This is a genomic window from Peribacillus asahii (assembly GCF_004006295.1).
Taxonomy (GTDB): Bacteria; Bacillota; Bacilli; order Bacillales; family DSM-1321; genus Peribacillus; species Peribacillus asahii_A.
This window is the reverse complement of record NZ_CP026095.1, coordinates 1,340,851-1,357,707: the sequence shown is the minus strand read 5'-3', so window position 1 is coordinate 1,357,707 and position 16,857 is coordinate 1,340,851. Positions and strand designations below refer to the sequence as shown.

The 16,857-nt window shown below is 38.6% G+C and carries 17 protein-coding genes; 3 read left to right on the top strand and 14 right to left on the bottom strand.

What is annotated here, in order from left to right; genetic code table 11:
- Positions 1-207: 207 nt before the first annotated feature.
- The gene (locus BAOM_RS06675; RefSeq protein ID WP_127759607.1) at positions 208-1,785 is read right to left on the bottom strand and encodes a peptide chain release factor 3; all 1,578 of its coding nucleotides are present in this window, start codon (positions 1,783-1,785) and stop codon (positions 208-210) included.
- 538 nt (positions 1,786-2,323) lie between these two features.
- Here BAOM_RS06675 and BAOM_RS06670 point away from each other — a divergent pair.
- The gene (locus tag BAOM_RS06670; RefSeq protein ID WP_119116098.1) at positions 2,324-2,527 is read left to right on the top strand and encodes a cold-shock protein; all 204 of its coding nucleotides are present in this window, start codon (positions 2,324-2,326) and stop codon (positions 2,525-2,527) included.
- A gap of 76 nt (positions 2,528-2,603) precedes the next feature.
- Here BAOM_RS06670 and BAOM_RS06665 read toward each other — a convergent pair whose 3' ends face one another.
- From BAOM_RS06665 to BAOM_RS06645, 5 genes are all read right to left on the bottom strand, one after another.
- Positions 2,604-3,116, bottom strand: coding sequence for an RNA polymerase sigma factor (locus tag BAOM_RS06665; protein ID WP_127759606.1), 513 nt, complete (start codon positions 3,114-3,116; stop codon positions 2,604-2,606).
- A 12-nt stretch (positions 3,117-3,128) separates the two neighbouring features.
- Positions 3,129-5,072: a DUF6449 domain-containing protein gene (locus tag BAOM_RS06660; protein ID WP_127759605.1), complete on the bottom strand. Its 1,944-nt coding sequence runs from the start codon at positions 5,070-5,072 to the stop codon at positions 3,129-3,131.
- Positions 5,047-5,946, bottom strand: a complete 900-nt coding sequence (locus tag BAOM_RS06655) for an ABC transporter ATP-binding protein (RefSeq protein WP_127759604.1) — start codon at positions 5,944-5,946, stop codon at positions 5,047-5,049. The genes BAOM_RS06660 and BAOM_RS06655 overlap by 26 nt, the downstream gene beginning before the upstream one ends.
- Positions 5,939-6,325, bottom strand: coding sequence for a GntR family transcriptional regulator (locus BAOM_RS06650; protein ID WP_127762473.1), 387 nt, complete (start codon positions 6,323-6,325; stop codon positions 5,939-5,941). The genes BAOM_RS06655 and BAOM_RS06650 overlap by 8 nt, the downstream gene beginning before the upstream one ends.
- A 169-nt stretch (positions 6,326-6,494) precedes the next feature.
- Entirely contained in the window at positions 6,495-7,004 is a 510-nt protein-coding gene (locus BAOM_RS06645) for a hypothetical protein (protein WP_127759603.1), read from the bottom strand.
- A 134-nt stretch (positions 7,005-7,138) separates the two neighbouring features.
- Here BAOM_RS06645 and BAOM_RS06640 point away from each other — a divergent pair, with 134 nt between their 5' ends.
- Both BAOM_RS06640 and yidC read left to right on the top strand, forming a co-directional pair.
- Complete coding sequence (locus BAOM_RS06640) at positions 7,139-7,426, top strand: hypothetical protein (protein ID WP_127759602.1); 288 nt, start codon at positions 7,139-7,141, stop codon at positions 7,424-7,426.
- Positions 7,427-7,468: 42 nt separating this feature from the next.
- Complete coding sequence (gene yidC, locus BAOM_RS06635) at positions 7,469-8,227, top strand: membrane protein insertase YidC (protein WP_164853329.1); 759 nt, start codon at positions 7,469-7,471, stop codon at positions 8,225-8,227.
- Between the two features lie 192 nt (positions 8,228-8,419).
- Here the strand turns inward: yidC and BAOM_RS06630 are convergent, their stop codons facing one another.
- The 8 genes from BAOM_RS06630 to BAOM_RS06595 all read right to left on the bottom strand — a co-directional run bounded on the left by BAOM_RS06630 (position 8,420) and on the right by BAOM_RS06595 (position 16,705).
- Positions 8,420-9,181 carry an NRDE family protein gene (locus tag BAOM_RS06630; RefSeq protein ID WP_127759601.1) on the bottom strand — a complete coding sequence of 254 codons (762 nt, stop codon included), beginning with the start codon at positions 9,179-9,181 and terminating at the stop codon, positions 8,420-8,422.
- A gap of 72 nt (positions 9,182-9,253) precedes the next feature.
- The gene (locus BAOM_RS06625) at positions 9,254-10,297 is read right to left on the bottom strand and encodes a M42 family metallopeptidase (protein ID WP_252283485.1); all 1,044 of its coding nucleotides are present in this window, start codon (positions 10,295-10,297) and stop codon (positions 9,254-9,256) included.
- A 119-nt stretch (positions 10,298-10,416) separates the two neighbouring features.
- Positions 10,417-12,183 (bottom strand): oligopeptide ABC transporter substrate-binding protein, encoded by a 1,767-nt coding sequence (gene opp4A, locus BAOM_RS06620; protein ID WP_127759600.1) that lies wholly within the window; start codon positions 12,181-12,183, stop codon positions 10,417-10,419.
- A gap of 24 nt (positions 12,184-12,207) precedes the next feature.
- Positions 12,208-13,104, bottom strand: coding sequence for an ABC transporter permease (locus tag BAOM_RS06615; RefSeq protein WP_373995337.1), 897 nt, complete (start codon positions 13,102-13,104; stop codon positions 12,208-12,210).
- A 24-nt stretch (positions 13,105-13,128) separates the two neighbouring features.
- Positions 13,129-14,094 (bottom strand): oligopeptide ABC transporter permease, encoded by a 966-nt coding sequence (opp4B, locus tag BAOM_RS06610; RefSeq protein WP_127759598.1) that lies wholly within the window; start codon positions 14,092-14,094, stop codon positions 13,129-13,131.
- 17 nt (positions 14,095-14,111) lie between these two features.
- Positions 14,112-15,038 carry an ABC transporter ATP-binding protein gene (locus BAOM_RS06605; protein WP_127759597.1) on the bottom strand — a complete coding sequence of 309 codons (927 nt, stop codon included), beginning with the start codon at positions 15,036-15,038 and terminating at the stop codon, positions 14,112-14,114.
- Complete coding sequence (locus BAOM_RS06600; protein WP_127759596.1) at positions 15,035-16,042, bottom strand: ABC transporter ATP-binding protein; 1,008 nt, start codon at positions 16,040-16,042, stop codon at positions 15,035-15,037. The genes BAOM_RS06605 and BAOM_RS06600 overlap by 4 nt, the downstream gene beginning before the upstream one ends.
- A gap of 144 nt (positions 16,043-16,186) precedes the next feature.
- Positions 16,187-16,705, bottom strand: a complete 519-nt coding sequence (locus tag BAOM_RS06595) for an acyl-CoA thioesterase (protein WP_127759595.1) — start codon at positions 16,703-16,705, stop codon at positions 16,187-16,189.
- Between the last annotated feature and the right edge of the window lie 152 nt (positions 16,706-16,857).

Sequence of the window (16,857 nt, the reverse complement as noted above, 5' to 3'; positions counted from 1 at the left end):
TGACTTTATGACTATTTTCTCACAAATAATTAACCATAATATGGCCCTAGCTATGATTTTAGACCTAAATAAATGAAAAATCAATAGCATTTGTAATCAACGCCAACAAAAAATAGCTCATGCAAACTACTATGCATGAGCTTTAGATTAAACACTTATTTTATCCCACTCTTAACGGGGAGGAAGAAACCCACACTGATGGAAGTTTCACTTTATATCCATTGGATTATACAGTTCTATATCTGGATTTTTATCATTGAACCAACGTAGGGCAAATTCATTTTCGAACAGGAACACATACTTCTCATACCGATCCTTCACAAGAATGCTTCGTGAGCTATGTAGATTTTCATCTACTTTATCCGCCTCTACCCAACGAGTCACTTTACTGCCGATTCGCTCCATCAAAACTTCGACGTTATATTCATTTCTCATCCGATGCTCAAATACTTCAAATTGAAGCTGTCCGACTGCACCTAATAAATATTCTTCCATTCGTACGGTCTTAAACAACTGAATAGCCCCTTCTTGAACAAGCTGATGAATGCCTTTATGAAAATGCTTTTGCTTCATGACATTTTTAGCCGTAACCCGAACAAATAGCTCTGGTGTAAATTGAGGCAAACGTTCAAACTGATACATATCTTTGCTCGTTGTAATCGTATCCCCAATTTGATAGTTCCCTGTATCATACAGCCCGATAATATCTCCGCTAACCGCTTCATTTACCGTATTTCGGTCATCAGCTAAAAATTGTGTAGAAGAAGACAGATTAATTGGTTTACCCGTACGACTTAAGTTTACACTCATGCCACGCTCAAATTTCCCAGAGCAAATACGTAAAAAGGCAATTCGATCTCGGTGCTTTGGATTCATATTCGCTTGAATTTTAAAGATAAAACCCGAGAAATCTTGGCTTTCTGGATCCACTTCCCCACTCGTTGACGTTCTCGCTTGCGGCGCTGGAGCGAACTGTAAATACGCATCCAAAAACGTTTGTACACCAAATGTTGTTAACGCACTTCCGAAGAACACAGGACTCAACGTACCATTGGCGATTTTCTCCTCTGAGAATTGATTTCCCGCTTCACTTAACAACATAATTTCCTCTAATGTTTGTTCATAAAGAGGAGATTCCTGTAATTCATGTTCGATTTCTAACTCGCCTTCTTTATTCAAAGAAAGGAAACGATTATTTTCATCTTCACTTTTAAATTGCTCAATCCGATTGTTAAATCGATCGTAGATACCTACAAAATCTTTCCCCATCCCAATCGGCCAATTCATTGGATAGGTTTCAATGCCTAGTACTTCCTCTAGCTCTGCAAGTAATTCCAGAGGTTCCTTTCCTTGACGGTCCATTTTGTTAATGAAGGTAAAGATCGGAATTCCGCGCATTCGGCAAACTTTAAATAGCTTCATCGTTTGGTCCTCAATCCCTTTTGCTGAATCGACAACCATGACTGCACTATCTACAGCCATCAATGTACGGTACGTATCTTCACTGAAATCTTGGTGACCAGGTGTGTCCAAGATGTTCACCCGAAAATCATTGTAATCAAATTGCATAACCGACGATGTAACGGAAATTCCACGCTGCTTTTCAATCTCCATCCAGTCACTTGTCGCATACTTTCCTGTTTTTCGTGCTTTAACAGTACCAGCGTCACGAATCGCACCACCGAATAATAGTAATTTTTCTGTTAATGTCGTTTTCCCGGCATCCGGGTGAGAAATAATAGCAAAGGTTCTTCTTGATTGAACCTGATCATGTAAAGTTGGCATAATTTTTTCCTTTCGTTCATCAAAGTTTTACATTTCATGTATAGTATGATGTTACATTTTATCTCTAATAAAGCCTTAAAATCACAGGATAAACAATTGATTTTTAGACTTTTATCTTGACTATGCACAATAGCCTGTTCAACCTTTCCATTTTAACATGAGCGAAAAAAAGATGTACACCTAAAATGCATTTTGCCAAAAAAAGAGTTTCAAATATCGACAAGCACATATTTTTCAATCCTGTATACAATAAAAGAAAAATTTCTTCTACTTATATATTAAAGTCTTACTTTTCACTAAATTGAAAATAAATGGAATTTTCTAGATATTATATCGTTTATTTGTTGTTATTTCGAATATTTTAGTTTATAATCAAATATAATAGGTTTTACCATTTAATCAAAAAATTCACATATTATCAAACATCTTCCGAAAGAAGAGTGAAGGTTTTTGCTAATGTGTGAATGCCTATTTTTCTACAATTAAGAAAAAAAGTGTCACCATTAATCTTTTGTTAATGTTTAGGAGGATTTATCGTATGACAGTATCAGGTAAAGTAAAATGGTTTAACAGCGAAAAAGGATTTGGATTTATCGAAGTGCCAGGCGAAAACGATGTATTCGTACACTTCTCTGCTATTCAAGGTGAAGGCTTCAAAACATTAGATGAAGGCCAAGAAGTTGAATTCGAAATCGAAGAAGGCAACCGCGGACCTCAAGCTAAAAACGTTGTAAAATTATAATTTAAATTAAACATTATATGAAACAAACACTTAAAGAGGGATACAGCTCTATATGAGCCGTATCCCTCTTCTTGCTTTATGCCGTTAATGCTCGTCTCAACTGCTTTCGAGCTCGATATAAGTTCACTTTTACCGTCGTCGGCTTCATATGCAAAACGTTCGCTATCTCGGTTTCCTTCAACCCGCCATTCACCTTCAATAATAATACTTCACGTTGCTTATCGGCCAATTTCATTACTTGCCTGCATAAATCTTCCTTTAAACAACTTAATTCCATTTCACATTCAACAATGGTATGGCAGCCCATTCCCTCGATTAATTCTTGTTGAAAGACCTGACAAATCCGCTTTTGTTTCCGGCAAAAATCAATCGCTGTTCTTGTCGCCACCGTCGATAACCAAGCACCAACCTTATCCATATCGACAATAGTATCTTTTTTATAATAAGCCTTAATAAACGTCTCCTGCGTAATATCATGAGCTAAATGAGGGCATTTAATAATCGCTAAAGCAAGGTAATAGAGCCGCTTATAAAACTTTTTGTAGGTGGAAGTAAAACTACATTTCTCCGATACTTTCCCCTTGCTCATTCTCTCTCCCCCTCATTGGTTAAAATGCTCTTTAATAAAAGCAGGTGCGTATTCATTCGATAGTCCCTTAATATCTATTTCACTGCTTTCTTTATAATAAACGGCAACAATATAGCTTCCACCTATATTGGACACTAGCGTATTTAATACTGCTTCCTTTTGATTGCCATTTGTTATTTTTAATGCATTCTTATCTGGTACAAACCTCTCGCTATAGTAATCTACATGCGAATCATATGGCTGCACGAGCATATAATCGATTTCCTCTGGAAGAATCCGTACGTCATTGTCTTTCCCTGTTTTCTTCATCCATTCCGTAAAATGTTGCATAGAAGCTTTCCATGATAGATGAATAAAGCGATTTTTTTCCAACACAATCGAAATATCTGCATACTCACCAGTTGGATTTAACATATCTTCATAGCTCTGATAGGAAAGATCCGTTTGTATCGCTTGAATCGCTTCTGTAATTTCCTTTGAATCACGCAGCTCAATTGATTTATTCAAATAGCTATTAGCCGAAATAGAAATTCGATACACATCCTTTGGAGATGTCGTTAATAAGGAATAAGCTTTTTTCTTGTATTCCTCAGATTCATAGATGTTTTTTAAATAAGAAGAGAAAGCATTATAATTTTGTAAATAATATTCACGCACTACTTTTTTTCCATTCGTTAACTCGTACTTTAAAGAAATAGATTGGTAATGACGATCCGGTGCTAACATTTCGCTCTTGCCATGTTCGAGAATTTGCTCATGTAAATTTCGTAACACCTTCATACTACGCTCTTCTTTTAAGGCGACGTATGCACTATTCATCTCATCACTATAACTCCCTAGTTCCTTTCGGATATAGACTTTTTCAACCTGTGCTAAATCAGGAATATTCGTTTCAAAGCCCAGCGGATCAAGCTTGATTAAGCCGACACCTATACATACTGCTACCGCAAAGTATCCGAATCCTTTAAATGCGAGTTGAATTCGCCACGTTTTCTGCAGTACCATTTCTGCCACCACATAGCCAGTCAACGCACCGATTATCAAACCACCTAAAAGCCATCCTATACGTTCCGTCGTACCATGAAAGTACAAACTGCTTAATAGCATCGCACATGTTGTTAGCCCATATTTAAACACCGGTTTCATAATCGGAAACACAAAAGCATGTGACACATACTCAAGCTTTCTTTTTTGATATAAAAGCAGTGAAACAAAAAACAAAATACTAGCCACAAGGATATATATATAAATATCGATTGAATGCAACTTCTCCCTACTTAAATCAGCCGCTTTAACGAGCGGTGATAATCGCCGAACAACCGAGTTCGTATAATAACTTTCCGAAAATCCAAATAATAAAAATTGAATATTAGCACCTAAGAGAATAACTAAGCCAACAGGAAGAAGTAACGTAATATACGTTAATACAGCCTGCAAAGCCGATAATCCCGTAATCATCCCAATAAAAACAGCGGCTGAAAAAATGAGCACTTCAATCGAAAAAGTGACAGCTGCCCATACTCCGATATCCTTTAACGTAAATAGCCCGCTTACATCTATCGCCCAATAAAAAACAAATAAAATAAATGCAGTTACTATAATCGGGACGAGTAGAAAAACAAGACCAGCAGCAAGATGATGACCATAAATTTGCTTTCTTGATACAGGCAAGCTATGAATAAAGTCGGACATTTGTTTCACTTGTAAAAAGCGAAACAAAAAGACAGCAACTAACACAGGAGTAACGATCATTAACGCATATTGAATCGTACTATGAATAGCAAATAAATTTTTTACTTGTCCATAATAATCCGTTCTTTCTTCTACGATTGAGATAAAAAGCTCAAGCGGCAAAGCAAACAGTAACCCTAGTATAGATAGAATGGAAATCCAGCCGGAGCTTCTAAACATATACTTCCACAGTTCTTGATTAATCGAGGACGTTTTGGATGGCATACCCAACATCCCCCATTTCATAGATAAAGATTTCTTCTAACGTCAGCGGCAGCATATCGAAAATATCCGGCTGATACAAATGAAAATGATCCGCAATTCCTTCTCCATTTCCTTTTATAATACAAATCACGACGCTGCCTCGTTTTTCTTTATGTAAAATGTGCAAGCCGCGATACAACCCGGTTGGAATTTTATCTTTAAAAGCAAATTGAACTTTATGTACATCGGCTTTCAAATCATCCAATTCTTTCTCAAGAATAATTCTCCCTTGATGTAAAATCGCCACATGGTCCGCTAAATCTTCAATTTCACGTAAATTATGCGAAGAGATGATAATCGTCATTTCACGTTCCGCTACATCTTGAATCAAAAGCTGTCTAACATTTTGACGCATAACCGGATCTAACCCATCAAATGGTTCATCTAAAATTAACACATCCGGCATTGTTGATAACGCTAACCAAAAAGCGACTTGCCTTTGCATCCCTTTTGACAGACGATGGGTTTTACTATGTATAGGAAGTTGAAACACTTCTTGCAATTGAGTAAAACGCTCTTCGTTCCAGTTACTGTACATCCGGCTATAAAATTGAGCCATCTGTAAAATCGTATAATTAGAAAGAAAATAAGGTGTATCAGGGATAAACACACATCGATTCTTTAATCGTTTGTTTTCAAACACAGGCTGCTGATCAATCTGAATATCTCCTGCATCCTGCTCCAGAATACCCGCTAGCATTTTTAAGAGCGTTGTTTTTCCAGCCCCGTTTGAACCAAGCAATCCAAAAATTGACCCTGCTGCAATCGCTATATTTAAGTCATGAACCGCTTCCTTCTTTTCATACAACTTCGTTACTTGTTTACATTCAATCATGATGATCCCCCCTTATTCCAGCCCGTGTTTGTTCAATAATTTGATAAATTTCTTCGACATCGATACCTAAATAAAGAGCCTCACTCACAATCTTAGCAAGCTCTGCCTTAAGCTTCTGTTCCTTTGCTGTATCTCTCACCCTATTCGCTGGTGAAACAAAGCTCCCCTTCCCTGGAAGCGTATAAATGAACCCCTCCATTTCCAACTGTCTAAATGCCTTTTGAATCGTATTGGGATTGATTGTTAATTGTTGAGCTAACGTTCTAACTGAAGGCAACCGTTCATTTTCCTTCAGCACTTCTGTGATGATTAGCTCTTTTAACTTATCCATCAACTGTTCGTAAATTGGCTTTCTGCTGCGAACATCTAACTCAAACATCATCCCCCTCCTCACTGTACCAAGTGTACTACTTAACATAGTACACCTTGATTATAAACAGCCTTTTCCAGTAAATCAACCTCCTTTTATGGAAACAGCTGTTAAAAAACTATCCTTAAACATCAAAAAAGCAATCTGCCCCTTATCTAGGGGAGATCGCTTTTTAAATTTAATAACATTGAAAAGAACGAATTTCATCGGCATCAATACCGAAATACGACCAACGTTGACTACTTTCTCTCCAGCGATATCCTGCAACAGAATTTCTGCCAACATATGTTGGATAAAACCAGAACGAGCGTCTATTCCTCAGCCAGACATACGTATATCGGTACAAACAACCACGCATAGAAGGAGCATCTATAGCCTGCGTTGACACTTGTGAAAGCTGCGGCACAAATGCAGGCGGAGGAGCTGTTGGCGGTCCGCCGTCTTGTGCAGGACCACCATATTGGCCGCCTCCGTATGGTGGAGGGCCTGATGGTGGCGGTGGTGGACCATATCCTCCTTGGGGTGGTCGTGGTGGTGGGTTTGGCGGACGGAATGAATCCTCTGCTATAGGTTGATTATATGGATTATACTCATACGATGTTGATGGATACATATAAAACTCTTGCCCATAATATGGATTATATGGATACATTTCTTTCACCTCATTATTCAACTTCCTTTTATCCATATGTATTTCCCTACATATAGTGCCTGCCTTCATTCATTCATCAGCAAAAGTTAGATATTTATATACATTTGACTACTTCCAGACAATTCGTTATAGTACCTCTATAACATGTAATCGAAAAATGAGGGATTCCTATGCTGGAATTATTAATAGGATTTGATTATCAAACGATTCAACAGGCTTTATGGGCCGGCTATATTATGACATTAGTCTTTCCTCTTGCTGCTGTTTATTTTTTAAATACACAGAGCACAAAATTAAATCATAAACATCAAGCTTTGATTCAAGCCAAACATGCTCGAATCCCGATTAATTTTGATAGATATTTTGACTACCGTATGTTGCAAGGCTTTTTTACAAAAGTTCGGCAAAGAAGTGCACCGGATGATTCAGATAAAGCAAACCTCCTTGACATTGTTTAATAAAAAAAAACAATCTGAGGAGGAAAACAATTGAAAAAAATTATGGTAGCTGTAATCTTTACATCACTGCTTTCAGGATGCTCACTCACTGACAATGATGCCGGAATGTTTCATACATTCTTGGTGAATCCAATCATATCTCTTTTAGATTTTAACGCGACTTTATTTCATGGTAACTACGGGTGGAGCATTGTGCTCATGACGGTAATCATTCGTCTCTTAATTATGCCGCTTACCGCGAAACAGTATAAAACACAACAGGTGATGAAAAGTAAGATGGACGCCCTAAAACCTGAGATGACGACGCTTCAAGAGAAGATAAAATCAACAACAGATGCGACAAAAAAAGCAGAACTACAACGAGAAATGATGCAGCTCTATCAAAAACACGGCGTAAATCCTTTAAATATGGGATGCTTGCCGATGCTTATTCAAATGCCGATTCTAATGGGCGTTTATTACGCGATTAAAAGCTCTCACGAAATCGCGACACATAGCTTTCTTTGGTTTAACCTTGGTCAAGCTAATATTGTTATGGCCCTTATTGCGGGGGTTATTTATTACTTGCAATTCAAATTTTCTTTACATCAAATGCCTACAGAACAGCAGCAACAAATGAAATTCATGGGACTGCTTTCTCCCATTATGATTCTATTTATTTCATTCTCTGCTCCAGCCGCTCTCCCTCTATACTGGTCAGTCGGCGGACTTTTCTTAATTGGGCAATCTATGTTGTTCAATCGAATCTATAAAAAACAGCCTGCAAACCAATCGACTGAAACAACATTGGAAAAAAGCTAAATAATGTAAAAAAGATGATTCCTATATGGAGTCATCTTTTTTACATTTCACTGATAATGGTTGTAATAAGTTATATAACTTATTAATTCTCACTTTATCATTTTAAGCGAGAAGACTCCCACTTCAAACTTTCGTTAGAAAATTAAGTGGTGAGTAGTTCAAAAATCAACAAGCTAAACTATTTCGTTGCAATTACCGTTCAATTTCAAACATAAATTCCCTCTCCTTATATTCTCTCTCCTTAAACATTCGTTCTACAAATCGAACATTCTTATCAGTCATAAACAAAACAGTAGATGACCTTGTTCCATAATCCGGAGTTTGAATAAATAGCGGAGAAAGCTTTCGTTCCCATTCTAAAGAAACACCCGTATTTGGCAATTCTTCATCTGGGGCAGGGTCCGCATATTGCAAGCTCGAGAATAAGCAGTCTTTCAATGTTTCAGTTGAACCTTTCAAACATCTTTCCAAGCCTTCTTTTCCTTTACGTACTTTTGGCCACGGCGTATCCAACAAATGATTGCTCAGTCCATACAGTCCAGGTTTTAACAAGCGAATTTCATTTTCTATGTTCGAATAATAGTAAAGGGAACTTCCATCCCCCACTATTAGGTTAAATCCAGGATATTGATTTCGATGCTGTTGAATCATTTGCAAATACTGTTGAGGCTGATTGTCCCCTATTAAGAATTGACCAACTAATTCTCCACGAGAACACATATTGCCACTTTCATTATCTGGGTCACGATAATTGGTAAGGGCCGCAAAACGACCTTGTTTAGTGACTCCCATCCATGTTCCCATTTTTTCTAAATCCCTGCCTGCCAACACATGCGATGCATCTTCCCAAAAAGACGCCTGTGCGGTCGGTCTTTCATAAAATTCATCCCGATTGGCAGCAACAACTAAGTCATACCGTGAATCCATTTTATAAGCGAAATTTATCAAACACATATCTGTCACTCCCTTCTACATATCGTTTCTGTTACAAAAAACTATTTGCTTTAAAATAATCGAGATATCGAATTAAATAACCAAATCCGACTGTAAATAATGCGCAAGTAAATGGGCTGTATGCTTTAACGAAGAAGTATGTGTCCGCTCAAATGCATGAGACGCATCAATTCCAGGACCAATTAATCCATGTACAATATCATGTCCGGCTCGAATCGCTGCGGACGCATCAGAACCATAATACGGGTAAATATCGACTCGATAATCAATCGCATGAGCCTTCGCTAAAGATACAAGATGTTGACGCAGCTTATAATGATACGGTCCTGATGAATCTTTGGCACAAATGGAGACGCTATACTCATCCGTCGCTTGCCCGTCTCCAATTGCTCCCATATCAACCGCTATGTATTCAACGACTTCAGCTGGAATATTCGAATTTCCTCCATACCCAATCTCTTCATTATTTGAAATGAGAAAATGCGTCGTATGTGATAAAGAAATGGCTCCCGTTTGAATGCGCTCCATGATATGAAGCAAAATGCCGACACTTGCTTTGTCATCTAAATGACGAGATTTAATAAAACCGCTCTCTGTTACTTCTACACGCGGTTCAAATGAAACAAAATCTCCAACAGAAATACCGAGGGCTTCTGTTTCAGCTTGGGATTTCACGACTTCATCAATCCGTACCTCGATGGCTTCTTCATCACGCTTCACCTCTCCTGCATTTTTATACACATGAACAGATGTCTGATGAATTAAAATCGTTCCTGTATACGCCTTCCCTTCTGTGGTGTGGATTGTACAATATTCCCCTTCAACGGAATTCCAGCGAAATCCTCCAATCATCGCTAATTTCAAGCGGCCATTCGGTTTGATTTCTTTTACCATCGCACCTAATGTATCCACATGGGCCGTCAACAAACGATGTCTATTCTGGTCCTTCCCTTGTATCGTCGCCAGCAAAGCCCCTTTATTCGTTAGCTGATACGAAACATGATTTCTTTTCATAAACGCAGCAACATAAGCGATTGCCTCCTCTGTATACCCCGATGGACTTGGAATAGTAACTAATTCTTTTATGTAGGAAACAATTTCGTTTTCATCAATTATGGAAACCAAGATCAACACTCCCTTTCTTCGTACACTAAGTATACCGTTTTTTACTTAGAGGAAAAAGCAGCGCTCCATAGCAAATGGCCGATTCAGCAAACGAACCGGCTTTTTGTTGATTATTTAATTGGTTTTTCAGCTGTTACTGCTACCTTCGACCAATCTACATGGACACTGCCTGCTTCAAGCTCCAAATCTCGCACCCGTTCGTTTACTCCTAAAAATCCATAGCGAAATAAAGTAGGAATAAGCGGTGCTTCTTCTTTAATCAATGCTTGCCATTCTTTATAAACCTCTGCACGATACTCGTTATTAAACGCCTCTACTGAAACTCCTTTTTGCAAAAGCTCATCATTCTTTTCATTCACCCACCGGGTATAATTGAAAGCGGCGTCTCTTGCCCACAGGCCGGATGGATCAGGATCCGAACCAACACCAAAAGCGGCTTGATATAAATCAATCTTTTGATCATCTTTTTTCAAGCGATCATAAAAAGAGTTAAACTCATGAAGCCTTCCTTCTAACAATTGGACATGTAGACCCATATCCCGCCATTGCTGAATATAGTACCGAGCTAATGGCTCAGCTGCGTCTCCACCAGCCATTGAGGCAAAATTAAGTACAAATTCCTTTCCTTTTGGATCCTCCCGAAAGCCGTCACCATTTCGATCCACATAACCTGCTTCATCTAATAACTTCTTTGCTTTTTCAGGATTATACGTATACCCTGCAAGACTTGTATCATAATAATTAGGCTGTGTAGGCGGAATCACCGTATTCGCTTGAAAACGAAGTCCTTTATATAAAAATCGTCCGACTTCATCATTATTAATCGCATAACCGATTGCCTGGCGAACACGTTTATCTGACAACTTCGTTCCGCCCATTACATTTTCTTTCTTATCTAAATCATAATGACCTAGCTTAAAACCGATATACGTATAGGTTGATTCCATTTGTCCAAGAAGATTGACATTCGTTAACTTCTTTGCTCCCTCATACAAGTCAGCCGAAATCTTAGCAACATCAATTTTTCCAGCCTGCAACGCTTTAACGGCTGTGGTTGAGTTCACAACAGATAGAGAAATACGATCAAGCTTCGGCTTTCCTTTCCAATAATCATCAAAAGCTTCAAACTCAATCGCTTCCCCCTGAACAATTTTCTTTACTTTAAATGGTCCAAAACCGATTGGATGTTGACGGATTTTCGCAGAAGCGGACATTTGTGCGACTGGAATATCCCCTAGATACTTTTTATGAAGCGGATACGTCCACACCCCTGTTAAAATCGATGGATTGGCTTCTTTAAAGGTTAACGAAACCCGATTTCCAGCCACTTTAATACCAGAGATACGCTCTGCTTTTCCTGCGTGATAGTCATCCATTCCAACAATATTTTGAAAAGTTGTATCATAGCGCGATCCGTTATAATCAGGGTGACCAATTGTTAAATAAGCAAACTCTAAATCTTCCCCTGTTACAGGGTTGCCATCATGCCACTTAACACCGGCTCGAATCGTAATCGTCATCGTTTTATAGTCTTTAGACATTTCATATGTCGCGGCACCCTCTTGAGTAAATTGCGAATTCTCATCTGTCGCGAGCAACGCTTCATCAAAAAATTGCAAGATTTCCGCGTCATACGCATTTTCAAAAAAAACTCCATTTAATATTCCTTCGAACGGACTGTCTGCGACTAAACCATAATTCAAATGACCACCTTCAAGTGCATTGGCTGTGTTCGTTGTTTTTGTTAAAAACGTCTGACTCGTTCTAACACCTGCCACTTCTTGATGGACTTCCTCCATCTTTTGTCCCGATTGACAAGCTGCTACTAATATGAAGCTTATGAATGTACATAATACTTGATAGCCTTTAGCGTTCATAAAAAACCTTCCTCTTGTTGTTCGTTATCTTCTTTGTCTAGCGTCCGTCGCACGTTTAATCGCTTGACCGACAAAATTGATACTTAACATCATCACAAGAATCATGACGGAAGCTGGCAGCCATACCCACCATTTATGCTCTAACACATCCGGATTTCTTGCATAGCTAATGAGAGTTCCAAGACTCGGTGTACTTTCTGGCAACCCAAATCCTAAATACGTTAAAGCTGATTCAAGCCCAATATTCCCTGCTAAATTCAAAATAAAATTCACGATGATAATCGAACTTACATTAGGAAAAATTTGAAAGAACATAATCTTCCAATGCGGGGTTCCTAACGTTTGTGAAGCTTGAACATAATCTAATTCTCGCTCCGCTAACACTTTGGAACGAATCAATCGAGCCTTGCCTGTCCAATAAAATAAAGTCATCACTAGAATAAACGACCATATTGTAAATTCGGGAATAATCGTCACTAACACAATAATAAACATCGTCGTCGGTAAAGAGATGATAAAGTCAATAATGCGCATGACAACATGGTCAGTCACCCCGCCGAAATAACCAGCCACAAGTCCCGTTGTTAACCCAATCAAAGCGGTTAACAATGTGATACAAAAGCTAATCGTAAACGAATTACGCGTTCCAATAATTAATTGACCAAATACATCTCGTCCTCCATAATCCGTCCCTAACCAATGCTCCAGAGAAGGAGGTTGATGAAGAGCTCGTAAGTTAATTCGGGCAATTTCTTCTGCATCCATAACAAAAGCTGCGCTGTACACAAAGAGCAGGATGGAAACTAAGAAAATGAACGAACCCATCGCTAGACGGTCTTTTTTCATTTGCTGCCAAATTAGCTGTCTTCCAGAAGGAGTTATTTGTATAGATTGTCCATGTTTTTCTGTATTTACGTTCAATTCCATTACTCGCTTCACCTCTCCTTAGTCAATCCGTATACGCGGATCGACTATACTTAGAATAATATCGGACAGAAGAGTCCCCAATAGGGTAGCAAAGCCAGTCATCATGACAACTGCGGTAACAACACTAAAATCACGGGCATGAACAGAGCTCAGAAATAATTGACCGATGCCTGGATAATTAAAAATCGTCTCAATAATTACCGCTCCACCCACTAAGCCCGTAATTTCATAGCCTAAAAAAGCCGCAATCGGTAAAAAAGAGTTTCGTAATACATGATGAGTATAAATATTTGTTTCTGGTACGCCTTTCGCTTTTGCTGTTCGAACAAAATCCTTCATTTTATTATCAATGACTTCATTCCTCAAATATTGAATGATAACCGTTGTAGAAACAATTGCCGTACTAAACGCTGGTAAAATCATATGATTAATTTTACTTAGTACATAGGCAAACGTCCCTTCTTCCACTGTAGGATTAACGCTTCCCCCCGTCGGAAATAAATCAAGGGAAAAACCGAATACAAAGAGCATAATAATCGCAAAGATAAACATAGGAGTCGCAAAGCCTATATACGTATAACCTGTAATCACTTTATCAATCCATGAATCGCTGTACCGTCCACTTATTAACCCAAGTGGTATAGCGATTAAATACGTAAAAATTAAAGTCAAGAGAGCCAAATTCACTGTATTCCAGATTCGGTCTTCAATCACATCCGTTACTTGTACTTTATGTGTGTACGATACTCCCCAATCTCCCTTTGAAACATTGCTCACCCATCGAATATATTGTTCATACCAAGGATCATTTAATCCCATCTTTTCTCGCTGTGCTTCAATCACATCTGGATTAGCTCGCGGATCAATTTCTCTTCCTCCTAAAGCATCACCCGGCATTGCTTTAGCCATCATAAATACAAGAACACTTAAAATAAATAACTGCGGAATCATCATCAATAACCGGCGTACAATAAATTTCCACATAGGTTTCCTCTCACCTCCTATGGCAATGCTACTTTATGTGTGGCACTAATCGGCTTTAAATCATACGCTCGTCCATTTTCATCGAAGAAGGTAGAATACAATTGCTTGTATTCTTCAGCTACCTGTTTTCGAAGCCTTATTTTTTGCCCGCGAGCATCAGGTGATAAATCGGGAATCGCGGCCATTAACCGTTTCGTATAAATATGCTGTGGATTTTTGTAAATATCTTGACTCGTTCCTTCCTCCACTAACCGCCCGCGATACATCACACCAATGCGGTCACACATATGCCGAATGACACCAAGATCATGCCCTACAAATAAATAAGTTAACTGAAATTCTTTTTGCAAATCTTGAAGAAAGTTCAATACTTGTGCTTGGACGGATACATCCAAGGCTGACACAGGTTCATCCGCAATAATCAATTTAGGTTTCAACGTTAAAGAACGAGCGATACCAATCCGCTGACGCTGTCCACCCGAAAATTCATGTGGATATTTATAAATAGAATCTGGATTTAGCCCCACTCTTTCTAAATACTGTTGCACGATTTTTCTCTCTTCCGTTGCCGATACACGTTCAAAATTTCGAATCGGCTCCGCAATGATATCCAGCACGCGCTTTTTCGGATTTAAAGAGGAATATGGATCTTGAAATATCATTTGAATATCTTTACGAAAAGGCTTCATTTCTCCTCTGCTCAAATACGTAAGATCTTTGCCTTGAAACGTAATGGTTCCAGCAGTCACCTGATGCAGCTTTACAATAGCCTTTCCTGTTGTAGATTTGCCGCTTCCCGACTCGCCAACAAGTCCGTACGTTTCTCCTTGCTGTAATTCAAAAGAAACACCATCCACCGCCCGAACATGGTCTACTACTGTATGAAATAAACCGCCTCGAATTGGAAAATAAACTTTGATATCTTCTACTTTTAGCAACGTCATCGAATCGCTGTACCTCCTTCTTCCGGAAAGTGAAACTGTTTATAACAAGTGCAGCGAACAAAATGACCTGGTTCCACTTCATGCAGCCTCGGAAATTGCGCATGCGATTGCACAGAAATCCATGGAATCCTCTCTTTAAACCGACAGCCGCTTCTGTTAATTTTCGCAATAGGCGGCACCATCCCTTGAATGACATGCAATCGACTCTTTTCTTTCGTCACAGTAGGGATAGAGTAAAGCAAAGACTTCGTATAGGGATGAAGCGGCCTCTCCAATATTGTTTTTACACTTCCTTTTTCAACAATTTGTCCCGCATACATAACAATCACTTGATCGGCAATCTCTGCGACAACGCCTAAATCATGGGTAATAAAAATAATACCCATCTTTGTTTTTTGTTGAATGTCTTTTAATAAATCTAGAATTTGTGCTTGGATGGTTACATCTAGTGCAGTGGTTGGTTCATCGGCAATAACAAGGGAAGGAGAACAAGCTACGGCAATTGCAATCATCACTCTTTGTCGCATTCCTCCTGACAATTCATGAGGATATTGCTTATAGGTGCGTTTTGGATACGGAATCCCGACTTGTTCAAGCAGAGTAAACGTTTTAGCTTTTTGCTGTTTCTTTGATAAATCTGTATGATAATGAAGACTTTCTTCTATTTGTTTACCAACTGTCATAAGGGGATTTAATGCCGTTAACGGCTCTTGAAAAATCATGCTAATATGTCGACCGCGAACTTTATTTAACTTCGATTCTGCTGCATTCAATAAGTTTGTCCCTTTATATATAATAGAACCTTCTGATTTTGTTCGCTTTTTATCGTGCAATTGCATAATAGACAAAGCAAGTGCACTCTTACCGCAGCCGGACTCTCCTACAATGGCAACAATTTCATTTTCATGAACGGTAAAAGATAAATCGTCAACAGCTGCATAATATTGATCATCAATACAAAATGAGGTTGTTAGGTTTTCTACTCGCAGGAGTTCCTTTTCCATGCCTATCCCCCTAACCGTTTTTATAACATTACTCAACTTTTAACACTTTTTGGTTATTTTCTCAAATAATTACTGTTATTTTTAATCATTTTTATTTTTTTATACCTTTTGAACAACAAAAAAATCGAGTATTTACTCGATTTTTCATAAAGACCAAACAAGGTCGTTTCCAATAGTATCGGCAATATATTGTGTATCTGTTCTCCGCTTCTTTCTCGCTTGTGCTCGTTCTTTCGCTGATTCATATAGCGCTTTCTCCGTTTCTGTTTCTGAAATTAAACGAGGAACAGAAATAGGTTTTCCCTTTTCATCAATCGCTACAAAAGTTAAAAAAGAAAGAGCGCATAAATTTTGAACACCGCTTTGCAAATCTTCAGCTACTACTTTTACCACCACTTCCATGGAGGTGCGGCCCGTATAAGTAACAAAGCTTTCTAAACAAACCGCATTGCCTTCAGAAATTGGATGCAGAAAATCCACCGAATCCGTTGAAGCCGTTACAACATGCGACCGAGCATGGCGCATTGCTGAAATAGCTGCTATGTCATCAATTTGCGCCATTAATTTCCCTCCAAACATCGTACCAATATTATTCGTGTCTGGAGGAAGAACGATACTTGTTTTAACAACTAGAGAGTCCCGGCATTTTTTTGTTTTTTCCATGATGACACACCCCTTTTTGTCGACCTGTAGTATCACTCAATCTCCCCCCCTTAAGGGATTCTAATTGTGAATGAACGGCAGTCATCTCCTAAAGGCTTTCTTAAATATCGCTTTAGATTCACAAGCTTATTATAGCCAACATAAAAGAAAGC

What these genes read in the sequence shown, in the direction of transcription:
- opp4B (WP_127759598.1), bottom strand. Translation starts at nt 14,094, where the DNA reads ATGTGGAAATTTATTGTACGCCGGTTATTGATGATGATTCCGCAGTTA.
- BAOM_RS06665 (WP_127759606.1), bottom strand. Translation starts at nt 3,116, where the DNA reads ATGAGCAAGGGGAAAGTATCGGAGAAATGTAGTTTTACTTCCACCTAC.
- BAOM_RS06640 (WP_127759602.1), top strand. Translation starts at nt 7,139, where the DNA reads ATGCTGGAATTATTAATAGGATTTGATTATCAAACGATTCAACAGGCT.
- BAOM_RS06605 (WP_127759597.1), bottom strand. Translation starts at nt 15,038, where the DNA reads ATGACGTTGCTAAAAGTAGAAGATATCAAAGTTTATTTTCCAATTCGA.
- BAOM_RS06645 (WP_127759603.1), bottom strand. Translation starts at nt 7,004, where the DNA reads ATGGATAAAAGGAAGTTGAATAATGAGGTGAAAGAAATGTATCCATAT.
- yidC (WP_164853329.1), top strand. Translation starts at nt 7,469, where the DNA reads ATGGTAGCTGTAATCTTTACATCACTGCTTTCAGGATGCTCACTCACT.
- BAOM_RS06675 (WP_127759607.1), bottom strand. Translation starts at nt 1,785, where the DNA reads ATGCCAACTTTACATGATCAGGTTCAATCAAGAAGAACCTTTGCTATT.
- BAOM_RS06655 (WP_127759604.1), bottom strand. Translation starts at nt 5,946, where the DNA reads ATGATTGAATGTAAACAAGTAACGAAGTTGTATGAAAAGAAGGAAGCG.
- BAOM_RS06650 (WP_127762473.1), bottom strand. Translation starts at nt 6,325, where the DNA reads ATGTTTGAGTTAGATGTTCGCAGCAGAAAGCCAATTTACGAACAGTTG.
- BAOM_RS06660 (WP_127759605.1), bottom strand. Translation starts at nt 5,072, where the DNA reads ATGCCATCCAAAACGTCCTCGATTAATCAAGAACTGTGGAAGTATATG.
- BAOM_RS06670 (WP_119116098.1), top strand. Translation starts at nt 2,324, where the DNA reads ATGACAGTATCAGGTAAAGTAAAATGGTTTAACAGCGAAAAAGGATTT.
- BAOM_RS06600 (WP_127759596.1), bottom strand. Translation starts at nt 16,042, where the DNA reads ATGGAAAAGGAACTCCTGCGAGTAGAAAACCTAACAACCTCATTTTGT.
- BAOM_RS06630 (WP_127759601.1), bottom strand. Translation starts at nt 9,181, where the DNA reads ATGTGTTTGATAAATTTCGCTTATAAAATGGATTCACGGTATGACTTA.
- BAOM_RS06595 (WP_127759595.1), bottom strand. Translation starts at nt 16,705, where the DNA reads ATGGAAAAAACAAAAAAATGCCGGGACTCTCTAGTTGTTAAAACAAGT.
- opp4A (WP_127759600.1), bottom strand. Translation starts at nt 12,183, where the DNA reads ATGAACGCTAAAGGCTATCAAGTATTATGTACATTCATAAGCTTCATA.